The 17,610-nt window shown below is 70.7% G+C and carries 16 protein-coding genes; 6 read left to right on the top strand and 10 right to left on the bottom strand.

All coding sequences use genetic code 11. The features are described from left to right. Nucleotides 1–118 precede the first annotated feature (118 nt). From ACIBEJ_RS27495 to ACIBEJ_RS27485, 3 genes are all read right to left on the bottom strand, one after another. Entirely contained in the window at nucleotides 119–1,393 is a 1,275-nt protein-coding gene (locus tag ACIBEJ_RS27495) for a hypothetical protein (protein WP_397185702.1), read from the bottom strand. 28 nt (nucleotides 1,394–1,421) lie between these two features. After that, the gene (locus ACIBEJ_RS27490; protein WP_397185701.1) at nucleotides 1,422–2,870 is read right to left on the bottom strand and encodes an ATP-binding protein; all 1,449 of its coding nucleotides are present in this window, start codon (nucleotides 2,868–2,870) and stop codon (nucleotides 1,422–1,424) included. Nucleotides 2,871–3,093: 223 nt separating this feature from the next. Then, entirely contained in the window at nucleotides 3,094–3,918 is an 825-nt protein-coding gene (locus ACIBEJ_RS27485) for a helix-turn-helix transcriptional regulator (protein ID WP_397185700.1), read from the bottom strand. A gap of 94 nt (nucleotides 3,919–4,012) precedes the next feature. Here ACIBEJ_RS27485 and ACIBEJ_RS27480 point away from each other — a divergent pair, with 94 nt between their 5' ends. Together ACIBEJ_RS27480 and ACIBEJ_RS27475 are read left to right on the top strand one after the other, a co-directional pair. Beyond that, entirely contained in the window at nucleotides 4,013–4,441 is a 429-nt protein-coding gene (locus ACIBEJ_RS27480; protein ID WP_397185699.1) for a PPOX class F420-dependent oxidoreductase, read from the top strand. Then, nucleotides 4,438–5,436: an aldo/keto reductase gene (locus ACIBEJ_RS27475; RefSeq protein WP_397185698.1), complete on the top strand. Its 999-nt coding sequence runs from the start codon at nucleotides 4,438–4,440 to the stop codon at nucleotides 5,434–5,436. The genes ACIBEJ_RS27480 and ACIBEJ_RS27475 overlap by 4 nt, the downstream gene beginning before the upstream one ends. A gap of 9 nt (nucleotides 5,437–5,445) precedes the next feature. Here the strand turns inward: ACIBEJ_RS27475 and ACIBEJ_RS27470 are convergent, their stop codons facing one another. From ACIBEJ_RS27470 to ACIBEJ_RS27440, 7 genes are all read right to left on the bottom strand, one after another. Next, on the bottom strand, nucleotides 5,446–5,859 hold the full coding sequence (locus tag ACIBEJ_RS27470; protein ID WP_397185697.1) for a PPOX class F420-dependent oxidoreductase: 414 nt from the start codon (nucleotides 5,857–5,859) through the stop codon (nucleotides 5,446–5,448). Between the two features lie 85 nt (nucleotides 5,860–5,944). Next, nucleotides 5,945–6,832, bottom strand: coding sequence for an aldo/keto reductase (locus tag ACIBEJ_RS27465; RefSeq protein WP_397185696.1), 888 nt, complete (start codon nucleotides 6,830–6,832; stop codon nucleotides 5,945–5,947). Next, nucleotides 6,829–7,128, bottom strand: a complete 300-nt coding sequence (locus ACIBEJ_RS27460) for a cupin domain-containing protein (protein ID WP_397185695.1) — start codon at nucleotides 7,126–7,128, stop codon at nucleotides 6,829–6,831. Before ACIBEJ_RS27460 ends, ACIBEJ_RS27465 begins: the two co-directional genes overlap by 4 nt. 181 nt (nucleotides 7,129–7,309) lie before the next feature. Then, the gene (locus tag ACIBEJ_RS27455; protein ID WP_397185694.1) at nucleotides 7,310–8,278 is read right to left on the bottom strand and encodes an aldo/keto reductase; all 969 of its coding nucleotides are present in this window, start codon (nucleotides 8,276–8,278) and stop codon (nucleotides 7,310–7,312) included. 3 nt (nucleotides 8,279–8,281) lie between these two features. Beyond that, the gene (locus tag ACIBEJ_RS27450; protein WP_397185693.1) at nucleotides 8,282–9,163 is read right to left on the bottom strand and encodes a carbohydrate ABC transporter permease; all 882 of its coding nucleotides are present in this window, start codon (nucleotides 9,161–9,163) and stop codon (nucleotides 8,282–8,284) included. Between the two features lie 10 nt (nucleotides 9,164–9,173). Continuing rightward, complete coding sequence (locus ACIBEJ_RS27445; RefSeq protein WP_397185692.1) at nucleotides 9,174–10,055, bottom strand: carbohydrate ABC transporter permease; 882 nt, start codon at nucleotides 10,053–10,055, stop codon at nucleotides 9,174–9,176. Beyond that, complete coding sequence (locus ACIBEJ_RS27440; protein WP_397185691.1) at nucleotides 10,055–11,485, bottom strand: ABC transporter substrate-binding protein; 1,431 nt, start codon at nucleotides 11,483–11,485, stop codon at nucleotides 10,055–10,057. The genes ACIBEJ_RS27445 and ACIBEJ_RS27440 overlap by 1 nt, the downstream gene beginning before the upstream one ends. Before the next feature lie 246 nt (nucleotides 11,486–11,731). Here ACIBEJ_RS27440 and ACIBEJ_RS27435 point away from each other — a divergent pair, with 246 nt between their 5' ends. Genes ACIBEJ_RS27435 through ACIBEJ_RS27420 form a run of 4 tightly spaced genes read left to right on the top strand, consistent with a single transcriptional unit; the run spans nucleotide 11,732 to nucleotide 17,566 of the window. Then, the gene (locus ACIBEJ_RS27435) at nucleotides 11,732–13,471 is read left to right on the top strand and encodes a glycoside hydrolase family 97 catalytic domain-containing protein (RefSeq protein WP_397185690.1); all 1,740 of its coding nucleotides are present in this window, start codon (nucleotides 11,732–11,734) and stop codon (nucleotides 13,469–13,471) included. An 18-nt stretch (nucleotides 13,472–13,489) separates the two neighbouring features. After that, complete coding sequence (locus ACIBEJ_RS27430; RefSeq protein ID WP_397185689.1) at nucleotides 13,490–14,812, top strand: BNR-4 repeat-containing protein; 1,323 nt, start codon at nucleotides 13,490–13,492, stop codon at nucleotides 14,810–14,812. Beyond that, nucleotides 14,809–15,984: a hypothetical protein gene (locus tag ACIBEJ_RS27425; RefSeq protein ID WP_397185688.1), complete on the top strand. Its 1,176-nt coding sequence runs from the start codon at nucleotides 14,809–14,811 to the stop codon at nucleotides 15,982–15,984. The genes ACIBEJ_RS27430 and ACIBEJ_RS27425 overlap by 4 nt, the downstream gene beginning before the upstream one ends. 10 nt (nucleotides 15,985–15,994) lie before the next feature. Continuing rightward, nucleotides 15,995–17,566 carry a right-handed parallel beta-helix repeat-containing protein gene (locus ACIBEJ_RS27420; RefSeq protein WP_397185687.1) on the top strand — a complete coding sequence of 524 codons (1,572 nt, stop codon included), beginning with the start codon at nucleotides 15,995–15,997 and terminating at the stop codon, nucleotides 17,564–17,566. The last annotated feature ends 44 nt before the right edge of the window (nucleotides 17,567–17,610 follow it).

Genomic DNA, 17,610 nt, shown 5'->3' with positions numbered 1-17,610 from the left:
GATGGTCTCACCGGACTCCCCGCCCGCCCAGACCACGGACGGGGCGGATCGGGCCGTGCTCCACGCATTCCCCGATCCGCCCTGCTCGCGGCAGGAGCCTGTCCACATCAGGCCGGGTTTAGTGCTTTCTCGGCTTGAAGAAATGCCTGACCATATAGGCGGTCACCTGCTTGCCGATCTTGGCGCCCTCGGTGTCGGCCGTCCGGGTGTGGATGCCGCCCCAGATGCGCGCCTCGACGACTTCGGCCAGCGCCTGGGAGAAACCGCGGAAATGGCGGGTGGTCCCGGAGTCGGCGCTGTAGCCGCTGAAGGAGAGGTCGTCGCGGCCGAAGAAATGCGCCAGCGCCGACATGCTCGCCCCGGTGAAGCAGGTGTGGCCGGAGGTGTAGTCGGGATGCGGCGGGGTCGCCAGGAGCGGGGTCCAGTCCGGGTCGGCGGCGGTCCTGGGGTTGCCGTCGGTGTCGGCCAGGCGGATGGCGGTGATGGGACGCCAGAAGCTCCAGGTGACCTTCTCGTTGTAGCAGGCCGTCGTGGCGTCGGCTTCCGCGAGCCCGACCATCGCGAACATCCTCGCCGTCCGCAGCGTGCTCAGGCGCTGCGTGGTCGCGAGCTGCCGCTTGATCTCCCATTCCGCGAGGTGGCGGTCGTGCCACCAGATGGCGGCCTGGGTCTGGTCGAGGGTCCTGACCGTGCTGGTGGCCGAGCCGACGGTCTTGACCTCGTTGAGGTCACGGGCGTACCGGCCGCTGGTGAGGGACGGCGGCCCCGAGGTCCTGAACATCGACCCGCTCGGCAGCATGAACGGCTTCAGATAGGCCACCCACGCGCCGCTCGTGGTCGGCGTCGGCGGGGTCGGCCGCCACTGCCCCGGCTTCGTGCCGACGGGCCAGGTCTGGTCGCCGAACGCGCCGTCGTTCTCCCGCGCGGCGATCATCGCGGCGGCCGTCCGGGCTCCGACCGCGATCCCGCGCCGCTTGGCGTCGCCGCCGGGGATCCGGGCGAGCGCCTCGTCGTACTGCGCCCGCAGCCTCTCCTCCTGCGCGGGAAAGAGCGAGCGCAGGACCTGGGAGGCCGCGGTCGCGACGGCCGCCTCCGTCGACTCGCCGCCGTCCGCGCGCGGCGCGCTCAGATAGCTCTGGTACGGCCGGCCCGCGATCGCGTTGACCGCGTCGTACACGGCCCCGTGCACCATGGCGAAACTCCGCGCCTGGACCTGCGGCTGCTGCCGGGCGACCTCCCAGATCGCCGTTTCCGCGTTCCTGTCCCAGACGATGACGGCATTCGGCTGCGTACTCGCGGCGTGGGAAGGAACCGGTGAGCCGAGCGCGACGACTCCCGCGATCACGGCTAACACGACGGGCTTGCGCCGGTGGAACCCATGTGATCCAGCCATGTTCGCCAACCTACTCCGCGGCCCCCTTTCAAGAACGCCAGGAATCAATGACGTCACCCGGCGACCACACGAGGTCCACGGATCGGGCCTCGACGTCCGGCGCCAGCCCGGTGAGCGAGGCGACGACGAGAGCGGTGGCCGCCGGGTCGTGGCCGGGGACCTGGGCGACGGACCTGCGTACCGTGGCGAGGTCGTGGGCGTCGAACGGGGTGTTCAGCCATTTGATCGAGCCGGCGAACAGGATGCGGCCGGCGACCGGCGCGCGGTCGGCTCCGACCAGGTCCACCTCGGGGTCGAACCTGCGGTTCCACCAGCCGCCCACCACCTCCGCCTCGGGCCAGGGCAGGCGCCCTGACAGCGTGGCCAGCTCCAGCGACTGCCGTACCAGAGGCTCGACCGCCCGGCCCCGCCAGGCGCTCCAGCGGCGCTCGACCAGCCGGAACCCGGCGTCCGGGCGACCGCGGCGGGCCTGTTCCTGGACCGTGCGGAGCATGCCGAGATAAAGCCGCAGATTGCTGTCGGCGACCCGGTACAGCCCCGGCTTGCCCGGCCGGACGGACAGCGGCTCGTCCAGGGCGAGCACCTGCTTCTCCGCCGTCAGCTTCCGCAGAAGCGGGGAGAGCGTCCCGGACGGCAGCGCCCCCTCGCGGCTGCCCGCCGTCGCGGCGATGTTGGCGTGGGTACGGTCCCCCGCCCCGACGGCCTCCAGAACCCGGCGCGAGACGTCCGGATTCGGGAACCCGGCCATCAGCACCGCCTCGGGCACGCCGAAGACCGCAGCGCCCGGGTCATCGGCCTCCCGGCGGAGGAAGTCCAGCGCGGGCATGCCATGGGGCCAGGTCCTGATGATGCCGGGCAGCCCGCCGGTGACCAGGTGCGCGTCGATCGCCTCCCGCGCGCCGAGGCCGAGGGCGTCGGCGACGTCGGCGGGATGCAGCGGACCGAGCACGAGGTGGTCCGCGCGCCCGAAGAACGGCCGGTCGTAGGCGGTCAGCCGCTCCATCATGTGCAGATCGCTGCCCAGGAGCAGCAACAGCACCGGCCGGTGGGCGAGCAGGCGGTCCCACGCCGTCTGCAGGGCGCCCTCGAACAGCCCGTCCTGTTCCGACAGCCACGGCACCTCGTCCATGACCACCACGCAGGGCTCGGCGGGCAGCGCCGCGGTCAGCGCCCGGAAGGCGTCCGGCCAGTTCCCCCCGGCAGCGCTCGGAACCAGTCCCGGGTCCCGGGGCAGCTCCGACTCCCGCAGATCCGCCAGGAAGGCCCCCACGGCCTCGACCGGGGAGGCTCCCTTGGTCGCGCTCGTGAACAGGTACGGCACGCCCGCACGGTCACAGAACTCCTGCACCAGCCGGGACTTGCCGACCTGCCGCCGCCCGCGCAGGGTGACGGCGACGCCCGCCCCTGTCTCGCGCACCCGCTGGAGCCGCTTGCCGAGCAACCCCAGCTCCGCGACCCGCCCGATGAAGCCGCCCACCCGGCCTCCACTTAGGTAGATGACAGCTACATAGATAGATCCTACCCAATGTAAAAGACGGCTACATCACCAATGAGGCAAACCCATCCGGTACGCGGCGCCGTTCGGGGTGTAGCACCGTTCCAGGTCTGGCGCCTTTTCGGGGTCCAGCAACCGTTTGGGGTCTGACCACCGCTCCGGGGCTGGCGCCTTGACGTTCCCGCTCGCTTTGGGCGGGGGCGTGCTACGACAGGTGGGTGGTTCGCGGTTCGGCCAGCGCCGCCGAGGTGGCCTCGTCGGCCGGGACGTAGACGATCAGGCGCTGGTCGTCGGTCCCGGCCAGCGTCAGGGTCTCGTAGGCGAGCAGGAGCTCGCCCTCCGGATGCGCCCAGCGCTCGGTGCCCACCCGGGCGGGCAGCATCGCCTTCGCGTAGGACTCGGTGAACGTGGTCCCGGCCATGATGGACAGCTCGTCGGCCAGCAGCGCGGCGTACCGGTCGCCCAGGGCGGCGCTGGCGCGCAGGCCGGCGGCGTGTTCGGCGGCGACCTGCGCCCAGCCGGGGAAGGCGTCGCGGGCGCGGGGGTCGGTGAACAGGTAGCGGGCCAGGTTCGGCGGGTCGCCGTCGAGCAGGCCGAAGGGGGCGGCCAGCCGGGCGTACGCGGGTGTGTGGGCCAGGATCTCGGTGAGCTGGTTGACGACCAGGGCCGGGGTGTGGGCCAGGCGGGCCAGCATCGCCTCCACCGTGGGGCGCAGCGTGCGCGACAGCGGCGGGCCGCCCTGGCAGACGCCGCCCGCCTCGGCTTTGTGCAGGCGGTGCAGGTGTACGCGCTCGTCCTGCGACAGTGACAGGGCGTCGGCCAGCGCGGTGAGGATCTCGGTGGACGGGTGCCGGTCGCGGCCCTGCTCCAGGCGGGTGAGGTAGTCGACGCTGACGCCGGCGACCGTGGCCAGTTCGGCGCGGCGCAGGCCGGGGGTGCGCCGGCGCGTCCCGGCCGGGAAGCCGACCGCCTCGGGCGGCACCGCCTCGCGCCGGGCGCGCAGGAACGCCCCCAGCTCGTTGTTGCCCATGGCCACGAGTGTAATCGGGGCGGAGGGTGGCCCTGCGGGTGCCAGTCTTGGGGCGGTCTCCCTCTCCCGTGTACGGCCCGGCAGTCTCGTCCCCATGAGCGCATTCACACCAGCCGAGATCGAGTACCTGACCGGCCAGCCCCTCGGCCGCCTGGCCACCGTCGGAGCCGACGGCCGCCCGTCGGCGCGGCCCGTGGGGGTGATCTACGATCCCGGCTCCGGCGGGCTGATCGTGGGCGGCGTCGTGGGTTCGGGGATGGCGGGCAGCAAGAAGTTCCGCGACGCCAGGAGGAATCCGGACGTCTCCTTCGTGGTGGACGACCTGGCCTCGGTCGACCCGTGGACGCCGCGCGGCATCGAGATCAGGGGCGTCGCCGAGACCTTCGACGAGGGCGGCGCGCGGGTGGGGGAGCGGCTCGCGGCGCCGTTCCCGTTCGAGGAGGCGTGGATGCTGATCCGGCCCAGGAGGATCCTCGCGTGGGGCATCGAGGGTGAGTTCGCCGCCAGGGAGGTGGCGGCATGAGGTATCGGACGCTGGGCCGTACCGGACTGCGGGTGTCGGAGCTCTTCTTCGGCGCGATGAGCTTCTACGAGGGCGGCGTGGACAAGGAGCGCCGCGCGATGCTCGACGCCTACGAGGGCGCGGGCGGGAACGTGATCGACACGGCCTCGGCCTACGGCGAGAGCGAGAACGTCCTCGGCGAGCTGCTGGCCGGGCGGCGCGACCGGCTCGTCCTGGCCACCAAGTACTCGCTGTCGCGCGACCAGAGCGACCCCAACGCGGCCGGCAACCACCGCAAGAACCTCGTCCACTCGCTGGAGCGCAGCCTCCGGCGGCTGCGCACCGACTACGTGGACCTGCTCTGGGTCCATCTGTGGGACCGGCGCACGCCGCTGGAGGAGACGATGCGGGCGCTGGACGACGTGGTGCGCGCGGGCAAGGTGCTGTACGTCGGGATCTCGGACGCTCCCGCGTGGGTCGTGAGCCGGGCCGGAACGCTGGCGGAGTGGCGCGGGTGGACGCCGTTCGCGGGGGTGCAGGTGCCGTACAGCCTGCTCAGGAGGGACGTCGAGCGGGAGCTGCTGCCGATGGCGGGCGCGCTCGGACTCAGCGTGGCGGCGTGGGGGCCGCTGGCCGGAGGCGTGCTGTCGGGCAAGTTCAGCGGCGGCGCGGCTCCTGACGGGCCCACGCGGGTGGACCCCGGCACGCTCGGCGAGCGCGACCACGCGGTGGCGCGGGCGGTGCTGGGGGTCGCGCGGGAGACGGGCGCGAGCCCGTCGCAGGTGGCGATCGCGTGGACGCGCGCGCGGCACCCGTTCGTGCACCCGATCGTGGGCGCCGGCGACGCGCGGCAACTGGCCGACAACCTGGGCGCGGCCGAGGTCGTGCTGCCGGAGGCGGCGCTGGCCCGCCTGGAGTCGGCGGCCGCCTTCGAGATCGGCTTCCCCGGCGACTTCCTGGCCGAGTGCGAGGCCGACCCGTGGGTGTTCGGCGACGCCTACAGCCGCCTGGACTGAAGAACAGTCTCAGGGCCGATGTACGGCGCGGCGCGACGGGTACCAGGTCTCGCCCACCGGCTCGCCGGCCAGGTTCCAGCTCCACGACGTCGTGGGCGTGATGCGCAGGTAGACGCCGGGGCCGACCATGCCGGTGCGTTCGAAGGGCTGCTCGGCCATGCCGTACACGCGGATGCCGCGCGCGACGAACGGGTCGAGGGAGGGCAGGTCGTCGACCACCAGGGCGACCTTGGCGCGTCCGGCGGCGACGTTGCGGAACTTGCGGGTGTTCACCACGCTCTGGCCGCCGCCGACCCAGAAGTGCGCGCCGTCGAACTCGTAGGCGACCGGCATCACGTCGGGCTGGTCGCCGGAGCCGAGCGTGGCGAGGCGGGCGAGGGACTGGGAGCGCAGGTAGGCGCTCTCCTCGTCGGTGAACGTCATGCCGGTTCCGCCTTTCTGCCGTGTCCTTTCCCTTTACACGATCGGGCGGGCCGGATCTCGACGGACACGGGTAAATCGCGGCGGCTCATGTCCGGACGTCCTGAAGCGCGGCCCACAACCCCTCAGGCACGGGGGTACGGAAGTCCGCCACGTTGGCCAGCACCTGGGCGGGCGTGTGGGCGCCGATCAGGATCGAGCGCACCGCAGGGTGGCGCAGCGGGAAGCGCATCGCGGCCCTCGCCACCGGCACCCCGAACGCGGCGCAGGCCGCCAGGATCGCCCTCACCTCGGCCGGCGGGTCGGCGGGCGGCTCGGCCAGCAGCCCCCGATGGAACAGGCTCGCCGCCACCACCGGGATGCCGCGCTCGGCGCACAACGGCAGAAGCTCCTCGAACGCGGTACGGCGCAGCAGCGTCGCCTGGTTGGCGGCCAGCAGCACGTCGGGATCGGCGTTCCTGACGAAGTCGGCGAGCATGCCCGGCTGGTTCATGCCGACGCCGATCGCCTTCACCACTCCCTGGGCGCGCAGCTCGGCCAGCGTCGCGAACGCCTCGTCCAGGGCCTGGGGCCAGTGGCGGTCGGGGTCGTGGACGAGCACGATGTCGGCGTGGCCGGTGCCGAGCCGGTCCAGCGACTCCTCCAGGCTGCGCAGGACGCCGTCGCGGGAGAAGTCCCAGACGGCGTGCCGGTCGTCGGCGACGGCGAAGATCCCCGGCCCGCCGGGTCCCGGCCGGATCAGCCGGCCCACCTTGGTCGACAGCACGTACTCCGACCTGGGCCGCCCGCGCAGCGCCTGGCCGAGGCGGCGCTCGGCCAGGCCGAGCCCGTAGTAGGGGGCGGTGTCGAAGTAGCGGATGCCCGACTCCCAGGCGGCGTCCACGACCGCGCGGGCCTGGGCGTCACCGATGGCGTGCAGGTAGTTGCCGAGCGGTCCGCCGCCCAGCCCCAGCTCGGGCAGCGGGACCGGGCTCACGGGGCGGGTTCCAGGTGGAGCCAGGTGGTGACGACCTCGGTGACGGCCTCCAGGTGGTGGTCCTCGCCCGCCTCGACGACCAGCACGTCCCCGGCGGCGAAGGCGGACACCTCGCCGTCGAGGTGGATGCGGCCCGTGCCGGACAGGATGAGGAAGATCTCGGGGTCGGGGTGGGTGTGCGGGCCGCGGTTGTGGCTGATCTGGCCGGGGGCCAGGGTGGAGACGCCGCCGGACTCGACCCGGTAGCCGGGTAACGAGATCCCGCCGCCGTGCTCGGCCAGCGTGCTCCTGCGCATCGGGGCTCCTTTCCGGAGAATCGGGGGGAAGAGGGTGCGTGCGCGCCCCTGGCACCGGGCGCGCACGCGGTCCATGTCGCCGTGAACACCGCGTCCTGGAACGCCGCGCGTGAACGCCACGTCCTGGAACGCCGCGCTCGGGGAACGCCGTGCTCCGGGGCGGCGCTCGGCGCGGACGGCGTCAGGCCAGGACGCCGCTCTCCTTGGCGGCGCGCTCGATGGCGGACAGTTCGTCGGGGGTGAAGGCGAGCCGGTCCACGGCGGCGGCGTTGGCCGCGAGCTGCTCCGGGCTGGAGGCGCCCACCAGCACCGAGGTGATCCGCTGGTCGCGCAGCGCCCAGGCGAGCGCCAACTGCGCCACCGATTGCCCACGATCAGCCGAAATTTCCGACAAATGGCGTACGAAGGACAACACCTCCTCCGTCACCCGGTCAGCCGTCAGGAACCGTCCCTCGGCCGCCCGCGAATCCGCCGGAATGCCGGCCAGATACCGGTCCGTCAGCGGCCCCTGGGCCAGCGGCGAGTACACGACGCAGCCCACGCCCTCCCGCTCCAGCACCCCCAGCAGTTCGTCCTCGATGTCCCGGCGCAGCAACGAGTAGACGGGCTGGTGCACCAGCAGCGGCGTGCCGAGGGAGCGCAGCAGCCCGGCGATGGCCGCGGTGCGGTCGGGGGAGAAGTTCGACACGCCCACGTACAGCGCCTTGCCGGTGCGGACCATGTGGTCCAGGGCCGCCGCCTGCTCCTCCAGCGGCGTGTCCCGGTCGTCGCGGTGCAGGTAGTAGATGTCGACGTGGTCCAGGCCGAGCCGCCCGAGCGAGTGGTCCAGGGTGGCCAGCAGGTGTTTGCGGGAGTTGCCCTTGCCGTACGGGCCGTCCCACATGGGGTTGCCGCCCTTGGTGGTGACCACGATCTCGTCGCGCATGCCCACCAGGTCGAGCCGGAAGATCGAGCCGAACGTGCGCTCGGCGGCCCCCAGCGGCGGGCCGTACCGGTCGGCGATGTCGAAGTGGGTGATGCCGAGGTCGAGGGCCGCGCGCACGATCGCGCGCTGGAGCTCCGGCGTACGGCCGTCGCCGAAGTTGTGCCAGAGCCCGAGGGAGACAGCGGGCAGCAGCAGCCCGCTGCGCCCGCACCGTCGATAGTCCACGTCCTACCTTCCTGCGATTCCGGTCAGGGTGACGCCCCTGATGAAGGTCTTCTGGGCGATGAAGAAGATGATCACGATGGGCATCATGGCGATCAGCGCCACGGCCATCATCTGGTTGTACTGCGTGGCGAACTGGTCGGTGAACAGCCCGAGCCCCATGGGCAGCGTGAACTTCTCGGTCGTCCTGATGTAGATGACCGACTCCAGGTACTGGTTCCAGTTGCCCACGAAGGAGAACAGGCAGATGGCCGCCAGCGCCGGCTTCGACAGCGGCAGCATGACCCGCCAGAGGATCCGCAGCTCGGAGGCGCCGTCGATGCGGGCGGCGTCGATGAGCTCCTGCGGAATCGTGGTGAAGAACTGGCGCAGCAGGAAGATGTAGAGCGCCACGCCGAAGAACTCCGGCACGATCAGCGGCAGGTAGGTGTCCACCCAGCCGATCTTGGAGAACAGGATGAACTTCGGCACCAGCGTGATCTCGCGCGGGATCATCATGGTGGCCAGCAGCGCCCCGAACATCAGCGAGGCCGCCCGCGCCCGCATCCGCGCGAACGCGTAGGCGGGCAGGATGCACGAGATCAGGTTGCCCGCCATGGACAGCGCGGTGATCAGCACGGTGTTGAGCATGAACCGCGTGTAGTCCAGCGAGCCGAACCAGCCGCGGGTGTAGTTCTCCCAGTGGAAGGAGTCGGGCAGCCACTGCGGCGGGAAGGCGAGGTTCTCCGCGTCGGACTTCAGCGACGTCGTGATCATCCACAGGAACGGCAGCACGAACACGACGGTGCTGGCGATGAGCAGCACGTACGCGCCGGCCCGCTGGGCCCGCCTGATCCGCTCGGTCTGCGCCGGGGTGAGGGTCCTCGGCTCCGCTCGTTTCAGCAGCATCGGGGGGACCTCACTTGAACTCGTAGTGCACCCAGCGCCTGGCCAGGGCGAACTGGATGGCGGTGACGGCGATGATGATGGCGAACATGGCCCACGACAGCGCGGCGGCGTACCCCATGTCGAAGTAGACGAAGGCGTGCCGGTAGATGTAGAGGCCGAGCACCATCGTGGCGTTGCCGGGGCCGCCCTCGGTCATGGCCAGGATGAGCACGTAGCCCTGCAGGGCGCCGATGAAGCCGGTGACCACGTTGAAGAAGATGACCGGCGACATCATCGGCACGGTGACGCTCCAGAAGCGCCGCCACCATCCGGCTCCGTCGATCTCGGCCGCCTCGTACAGGGACTTCGGGATGCCCTGGAGGCCGGCCAGGTAGATGACGATGGTGTTGCCCGCGCCCCACACGGCCATGAGCACCAGGGCGGGGATCGCCCACTCCTGGGAGGCCAGCCAGCCGGGCCCGGTGATGCCGAACGTGGCCAGGACCTTGTTGATGAGGCCGTAGTCGGGGTGCAGGATGTTCAGCCACAGCAGCGCGGTCGCGAGGCCGGAGACCACCGACGGCATGTACATGACGGTGCGGAACAGGCCCTGGAAGCGCAGCGGCTGGTTGAGCAGCAGCGCCATCACGAACGTGAACGAGACGCCGAGCGCGACGTAGCCGACCCCGTACTGGACGGTGTTCTCGATCGACTCCCAGAACTCGGGGTCGGCGAACATGCGCTCGTAGTTGGCCAGGCCCACCCACTGCGGCGCCTTCAGCAGGTTCCAGCTCATGAAGCTGATGACGATGGCCGCGACGATCGGGCCGGCCGTGAACAGGATGAACCCCAGCAGCCACGGCGAGACGAACAGGTGGAAGCGCCGCGCCTCGCGCTGGGCGAGCGTGGCCATCACGCGATCTTGTTCTCGGCGAGCAGCGGGCCGACCTTGGCGGCGATCTCGTCGAGCGCGGTCTTGGCGTCGATCTTGCCGAGCATCGCGCGCTCCCAGATGGGCTTGGCCGTGTCGACCGCCTTCTTGGTGGCCGGCAGGCGCAGCACGCCGTCACTGGTCGCGTAGTCGGCCAGGATCTCCTTGACCAGCTCCGCCGTCTCCTTGGGGATGCCGAGCGCCTCGGCGTTGGGCAGCCACGCCGACTGGCGGGCCGGGGCGCTGATGCGGCGGAACTGGTAGCCGGAGGACGACAGGTACTCGTAGATGTAGAGCCACGCCGCCTCCTTCTGCTGGGAGGACTGGGTGATGACCAGGGCGCTGCCGACCGCGGGGGAGAAGCGGCCCTGCGGTCCCTTGGGCACGTGCGTGGCCCCCCACTTGAACGCCTTCTGCTTGGCCAGCTCCGTCATGATCCAGGCGCCGTTGATGTGCAGGGCGGCGTGGCCGGACTTCCACGGGTCCACCTTCTCCAGCAGGAGCTCCTCGGCCAGGCTCGGCGTGACGCCGTCCTTGAGGAGCAGGTCGAGCCACATGGTGAGCGTCTTGACCGCCTCGGGGGAGTTGATCTGGACCTGGGTCTCGTCGGCGGACAGGAACCGCCCGCCGTACGGCATGAGGAAGACCGTCGACAGGTCGGGGGCGGGCTTCGGGGTCGGCGAGAAACCGAAGATCTTCGTGGCGCCCGAGCCGCTCTTGAGCTTCTTGGCGGTCTCGACCATTTTCTCGAAGGTCCAGGTCTCGTCCGGGTACTTCAGGCCGGCCTTGTCGAAGATGTCCTTGTTGAAGAAGAGCAGCTTGGGCGCCATGTCGGTGGGCAGGCCGTACAGCTTGCCGTCGCGCAGGAAGTAGGCGAGGCCCGCCTCGGGCAGGTCGTCCCTGGCGAACTCGGGGGACCTGGCGATGAAGTCGTCGAGCGGGGCGACGATGTCGTTGGCGATGAAGTTCTGGGTCCAGGAGTAGTGGTTGTACATGACGTCGGGCAGGGAGCCGCCCGCGGCCTGGGCCATGTACTTGGTGAGGAATCCGTCGAAGGTCGAGGTCTCGCGCTTGATCTCGATGTTCGGGTGGCGCTTCTTGAAGAAGTAGTCGAACTGCATGTTGCGCACCTCGGCGATGATGTCCGAGGTGGAGGCGATGGTGATCGTCACCTTCGCCGCCGGGTCGGCCACGTCCGACTTCGGCCATTGCAACGAGTTGTTGAGCTGCTCGGCCTCCTCGAAGGGCCAGGTGTCGTTGCCGGGCCGGTTGGGGTCGATGGTCTGGATGCCCGTCTTCACCGGCGCGGCGGCCTGCTTCTGCTGGCGCGTGTCGCCCCCGCAGGCGGCGATGACGGGCATGGACGCGGCGGCTACGGCGAGGGCCAGCATCCGGCGGCGGTTCATGTCCATGGATGACCTCTTTCAGAGGAAGATCTCGATGGCCGCACCGGCGGTCGGAGGATGAAGGTGCCGGGCGCACCCTGGCCCCAGGGAGCGAACAGTCCGGAGCGTCGTTCGGTCAGTCTCGCCATAAAGGTCCGATGACTCAGGGGCATGGCCGTACCGTAGACCTGGTAATTAACTTCGTCAAGAATTGAATTGCAATCGCTTGCAACCTAGGCTCGGGCGCACTGTGAGCTAGCCATGGAGGCTTTCATGCCCAAATGGACCTGTGCTGCCGACGATCTGGAAGCAGTGATCGCGCTCTCGCCTGACGGCGAGCTTTCATGGGAGGTACGGCACGCCGGCCGGGTCGTCGTCAGCCCGTCCCGGCTCGGCCTGAAGGCGGCCCACGCCGACCTGACCCGCGGACTGGCGTTCGAGGGGATCACCAGCCGGGCCGTCGAGGAGGCCTACGAGACGGTGACCGGCAAGAGCCGCGCGCACCGCTACACCGCCACCGAATGGACCCTCTCCTTCAGCCAGGGCCTGGAACTTCAGGTCCGGGTGGGTTCGGGTGGCGTGGCGTACCGGTACCGCGTGACCTGGACCGGCCCCGTCACGATTTGCGAGGAAATTTCGGAGTATGTGGTGCCGGCGGCGGCCCGCGCCATCCTCCTGCCCTACGAGAACGGCCGCTGCGACTACGAGGAGATCCACCACCACACCACCGTCGAGCGGGCCGAGCCGATCCTGTACGGCTACCCGTCGCTGTTCCGGATCGGCGAGAGCTGGATGCTGGTCACCGAGTCGAACCTGGACAGCGGCTACGCCGGCACCCGCCTCGCCTTCGACGGCGCCGCCTTCCGCCTCGACCTGCCCGACCCGTACGTCACCGCGCGCTCGCCGCTGGTCACGCCCTGGCGTACGGCGATCGTCGGCGACCTCGCCGGCGTCGTCGCCAGCGACCTGGTGACGAGCCTGGCCGAGCCGTCCAGGGTGGCCGACACCTCGTGGATCAGGCCGGGCGCCGCCGCCTGGTCCTGGTGGTCGGACGGCCCCTCGACCCGCGACCTGGAGGCCCAGAAGGTCTGGGTGGACTTCGCCGCCGGGATGGGCTGGCCGTACGTGCTGGCCGACGCCGGATGGAACAAGGAGTGGATGCCCGAGCTCATCGCCTACGCCCGCGAGCGCGGCGTCGGCGTCTGGCTCTGGTCGCACTGGCAGCACGTCGACACCCCGCTGGAGCACCGCGAGAAGCTCGCGCTCTGGAAGGAGTGGGGCGCGGTCGGCGTGAAGATCGACTTCACCGAGTCCGACGGCCAGGACCGCATGCGCTGGTTCGACTCCATCCTGGAGGCCACCGCCCGCCTGGAGCTGATGGTCGTCTTCCACGGCGGCACGATCCCGCGCGGCGCCGAGCGCACGTGGCCGCACTTCATGACCGCCGAAGCGGTCAAGGGCGCCGAGTGGATCAAGCCGAGACCCGGCAAGGAGCCGCTCTACCCGCCCGCGCACTACCTGTCGCTGGCCTGCACCCGCAACGTGCAGGGCCCGATGGACTTCACCCCCGTCACCTTCACCGCCGTGCGCTCCGTCTCGGCCGGGTTCGAGCTCGCGCTCGCCGTCCTGTTCGAGTCCGGCGTGCAGCACTTCGCCGACAGCATCGAGGCGTACGGCGCGCGGCCGGAAGCCCGGCGCCTGCTCACCCAGGTCCCCGTCGCCTGGGACGAGACCCGCCTGCTGTCCGGCGACCCGGCCGACCACCTCGTGCTGGCCCGCAGGGACGGCGAGGTCTGGTACGTGGCCTGCGGCACCGCGGGCGACCCCCGCGTGGTCACGGTCCCGCTCGACTTCCTCGAAGGCGAGGGGGAGTGGGCGGCCGAGATCTACCAGGACGCGCCGGACGACCGCGTAGCCGTCGAGGAGGCCCTGCTCGCCCCCGGCGCCAAGCTCGACATCCCCGTGGCCGCCAACGGCGGTTTCACCTTACGGCTGGCCCCGCGCCGGCCGTAGAGACCGGAAAGAGGACCCGTGCACCCCACCCGGATCGGCGCCGCCACGGCGGCGGCCGCCCTCGCCCTCGGTGTCTTCACCAACGCGCAGGCCGAACCCCGGCACGACCGGGGCGGTACGCTCGTCGCGCAGACCACCGCCACCCACGCCCGCGTCCACAGCGACCGCCGCCCGATGGGCGCGGGCCTGTACGACCGCAAGGCGGACCGCACCTACATCTCCTGGATGGGCAAGGACTCCGACGCCTACTTCCAGGACTACGACCACGGCAGCGGACGCTGGAGCACGCCGGTCAAGATCGGCTCCTCCTTCAAGGACAAGCACAACTACCCGGTCATGGTCCAGGCCGACGACGGCAAGCTGCTGGTCTTCCACGGCGCGCACAACTCCCCGCTGCGCCTGGCCACGCGGGCGGCCGACGGCACATGGAGCGACCGCAGCCTCGGCGACGTCGCCCCGTACCACGCCTCCTACCCGATGGCGCTGAAGGCCCGCAACGGCGACGTCTACGTCTTCTTCCGCGACACGCTCAAGGAGGACGACACGACGCAGTTCGTCGACGACCGGCCGATGCAGTACCTCATGTCCGCCGACGACGGCGTGACGTGGAAGAGCTCGGGCGAGCTGACCGGCCACCCGTACATCCTCGGCTCCGAGCGCGAGGACAACATGGACGAGGTCTACGTCGCCGAGATGACCGAGCACAACGGTCGCTTCCACATGCTCTGGACGATGGCCGGCGGCGGCAAACCCGACGTCCACGGCCACGGCACCCAGATCCACGACGTGTTCTACGCCGTCTTCGACCCCGCCACCCGGCACTTCTCCACGGTCGCGGGCGAGGACCTCGGCACCCAGCTCGACCAGACGGAGATGCTGCGGAAGGCGATCGTGTGGCGCAGCAACAGGGAACTGCTGCACGGCACCGGCTTCACCCACTCGGTCCAGGTCATGGCCGACGGCAAGCCGGTGATCGTCTTCTACGACAACCAGACCGGCGGCCGGCGCGCGTGGCTGACCGCGGGCCGCTGGAACGGCCGCTCGTGGGACTTCACCCGCCTCACCCAGGAGTACGGCCTGCTCGACAGCGAGAAGACCGGACCCCACACGCTCCGGGTCTACACCACCCGGGGCAGCGAGTCCGGCATCACCGCCTTCACCCTCGACCGCGGCCGGCACTGGCGGCAGGCCCAGTACATCTGGACCGACACCAAGCTGCAGAAGGGCAACGTGATCGAGGGCGGCAAGGACCCGGTCCGCATGGTCGCCGAGACCAACACCGGCACCCAGGACCAGACCGTGCAGACCGGCAACGTCTACGCCGTGGGAGAGATTCGATGATCAGGCACATCGCGGCGGCGCTCGTCCTCCTGGCCGCCTTCACCCCGACGGCCGCGCAGGCCGCGGGCGAGCGCTGGGAGCTGCGCTGGAACCCCAGCCCCTGGCGCGACGGCGTCAACGCCTTCGAGGCGCTGGAGGACGACCGGCGCGGCTCGCACGCCGACGGCTCCCCCCACGTCTACACCGATCGCGGCGCGTGGCGCTTCGACATGCACACCGTGGACCGCGACGGCTCCGACCGCCAGCGCAACGAGGTACGCGGCATGCGCGACGGCCGGGGCCGCGCCCTGGAGATGCGCAAGGACGAGACCTGGCGGATGAGCTGGCAGATGTACATCCCCGACACCCTGGACGCCACCTCCGGCTTCAGCCACATCTGGCAGCTCAAGACCTCCGACATCGGCACCCCGGTCGCCCAGCTCTCCCTGCCGGTGAAGAACGGCGTGCAGAAGATCGAGGCCCGCTACTGGACGCTGGCCGACAACGCCACGCACGGCTTCGCCTCCTACGACCTGGAGGCGATTCAGAACAGGTGGGTCACCACCACGGTCGAGATCAAGTCCAGCGACAAGGGCTACATGCGCTGGGTGCTGAAGGACGGCCACCGCACGCTGGTGGACCAGCGGATCGACGACATCGACTTCTACTGGACGGAGGAGCAGTACAACCGTCCCAAGTGGGGCATCTACCGCAGCATCCGCAGCTCCGGCCTCCAGGACACCCACATGCTGGTCAGGGACCTGAAGGCGTGGACGCTGGGCCCGGTCAACCCGCCGGTCCGGCTGCCCGCGCCCGACCCGGCCGCGTACGAGGCCGAGCGCAAGGGCACGGTCTTCGAGGGCGCCGCGGAGTCGGCGTACTGCAAGATCTGCTCCGGCGGGCTCAAGACGATCCTCATCGGCGGCAACACCTACGACCACACCACGGTCAAGGGCATCCTGTCCGAGACCACCGCGACCAAGGAGATGACCGTCCACGCGGTCGTCAACGGCGCCCAGTCCTTCCGCATCAGCGTGAACGGCGCCGACTCCGTCGAGGTGCCCATGACCGGCACCCCCGACCGGATCACCACGACGACGGTCCAGGTGCCGCTGATCGCGGGCGTCAACAACATCCGCTTCTTCAACCTCACCGCCAGGACGCCCGAGCTCGACAAGATCGTCATCAGGTAGGAGCGGACGCATGGATCTCACCAGACGCGGATTGCTGGCCGCGGGCGGCGCGCTCGCGTTCGCCGCCACCGCAGGCGCCGAGCCCGCCCGCGCGGGCGGCCTGTGGCAGTCCGCCCTCGTCCGCTACGACCGCCGCGGCCGCCTCGTCTACACCGCCGACGCCGAGGGCAACCGCGTCCCCGACTTCAGCCACGCGGGCTACCGGGGCGGCGAGCGGCCCATCCCGCACGTGCGCGTGGTCAAGGTGATCAGGCCCGTGGCGGGCGACAACACCGCGCACATCCAGGCCGCGCTCGACGAGGTGGCGGCCCTGCCCCGAACGCGGCGCGGCGCCCTGCTGCTGTTACCGGGCCTCTATCCGGTGGCGGGCACCCTGTACGTGCGCGCCGACGGCCTCGTGCTGCGCGGCACGGGCGACGGGGCCGACCCGGCGGCGGACACGATCATCAAGGCCACCGGCAACACGCCCAAGGACCGCAACGTCATCGTGGTCGGCGGCGGCGTTTCCGGCGGCGGCTGGCGCGGGGAGGTGCCGGGCACCCGCACCGACATCACGAGCGACTTCGTCCAGGTGGGCGCCCGGCGGTTCCAGGTCGCGCAGCCGGGCGCGCTGCGGCCCGGAGACAACGTCGTCATCACCCATCCCTGCACCGAGGAGTGGCTGAAGGCGATCGACCACGGCGGCCACGACGTCGGCCCGCCGTGGAAGGCCGGCGAGCACCCGCTCTACTTCAACCGCCGCGTCACCGACGTCTCGGGGAACCTCGTCACGGTCGACGTCCCGCTCTACAACCACCTCAACCGCGCCCACAGCCCGTCCTTCCTCCACACCTGGGACCGGGCCGGGCTGGTCACCGAGGTCGGCGTGGAGCGCCTGCGCGTCGACATCGAGTACACGGGCGACCCCGAGCAGGACGAGAACCACGCCTACAACGCGATCTACCTGCTGCGCTGCGAGGACGCCTGGGTACGCGACTGCACCGCCCTGCACTTCACCCAGGCCGGCTTCGCCACCCAGGAGACCACCCGGGCCACCATCCAGAACTGCCGCGCGATCGACCCGGTCAGCCTCGTCACCGGCAGCAGGCGCTACAACTTCAACACCTACACCTACTCCCAGCAGATCCTGTTCAGGGACTGCTACGCCTACAAGGCCAGGCACGCCTTCGTCTCCAACGGCCACAGCACGGTCTCCGGCATCGTGTTCCTGCGCGGCGTCTCGGAGTACGCGCTCAACTCCAGCGAGGGCCACCGCCGCTGGTCGCAGGGCCTGCTCTTCGACGGCCACCGCGACCTCGACCCGCACTACGACTACACGCTCGGCCTGTACAACCGCGGCCGCTACGGCACCTCGCACGGCTGGTCGGCGGCCCACTCGGTCGCCTGGAACTGCGACGTCTCCACCAGCAGGCTGATCGTCCAGAAGCCGCCCACGGCCCAGAACTACGCCATCGGCTGCCACGGGACGATCACGGGCGACGGCCCGTTCGCCCAGCCCGCGGGCTACATCGAGGGCGCCAACCGGCCCGGCCTGCTGCCGCCCTCGCTCTATCAGGCACAGTTCTTCGACCGCCACCGATGAGTTCCGTCCTCCCCCGGGGTCTGTACGGGAAAGGAGCAATCGAC

The sequence above is a fragment of the Nonomuraea sp. NPDC050790 genome, from assembly GCF_044456745.1.
In the GTDB taxonomy this organism is placed as follows: Bacteria; Actinomycetota; Actinomycetes; order Streptosporangiales; family Streptosporangiaceae; genus Nonomuraea.
Note: the sequence above shows the minus strand (reverse complement) of the source record. Positions and strands in the feature narration are given on the sequence as shown.

Excerpts from the sequence above, each read along its gene's own strand:
- ACIBEJ_RS27495 (WP_397185702.1), bottom strand. The coding sequence starts at position 1,393 with ATGGCTGGATCACATGGGTTCCACCGGCGCAAGCCCGTCGTGTTAGCC.
- ACIBEJ_RS27485 (WP_397185700.1), bottom strand. The coding sequence starts at position 3,918 with ATGGGCAACAACGAGCTGGGGGCGTTCCTGCGCGCCCGGCGCGAGGCG.
- ACIBEJ_RS27480 (WP_397185699.1), top strand. The coding sequence starts at position 4,013 with ATGAGCGCATTCACACCAGCCGAGATCGAGTACCTGACCGGCCAGCCC.
- ACIBEJ_RS27475 (WP_397185698.1), top strand. The coding sequence starts at position 4,438 with ATGAGGTATCGGACGCTGGGCCGTACCGGACTGCGGGTGTCGGAGCTC.
- ACIBEJ_RS27470 (WP_397185697.1), bottom strand. The coding sequence starts at position 5,859 with ATGACGTTCACCGACGAGGAGAGCGCCTACCTGCGCTCCCAGTCCCTC.
- ACIBEJ_RS27460 (WP_397185695.1), bottom strand. The coding sequence starts at position 7,128 with ATGCGCAGGAGCACGCTGGCCGAGCACGGCGGCGGGATCTCGTTACCC.
- ACIBEJ_RS27450 (WP_397185693.1), bottom strand. The coding sequence starts at position 9,163 with ATGCTGCTGAAACGAGCGGAGCCGAGGACCCTCACCCCGGCGCAGACC.
- ACIBEJ_RS27445 (WP_397185692.1), bottom strand. The coding sequence starts at position 10,055 with ATGGCCACGCTCGCCCAGCGCGAGGCGCGGCGCTTCCACCTGTTCGTC.
- ACIBEJ_RS27440 (WP_397185691.1), bottom strand. The coding sequence starts at position 11,485 with ATGGACATGAACCGCCGCCGGATGCTGGCCCTCGCCGTAGCCGCCGCG.
- ACIBEJ_RS27435 (WP_397185690.1), top strand. The coding sequence starts at position 11,732 with ATGCCCAAATGGACCTGTGCTGCCGACGATCTGGAAGCAGTGATCGCG.
- ACIBEJ_RS27425 (WP_397185688.1), top strand. The coding sequence starts at position 14,809 with ATGATCAGGCACATCGCGGCGGCGCTCGTCCTCCTGGCCGCCTTCACC.
- ACIBEJ_RS27420 (WP_397185687.1), top strand. The coding sequence starts at position 15,995 with ATGGATCTCACCAGACGCGGATTGCTGGCCGCGGGCGGCGCGCTCGCG.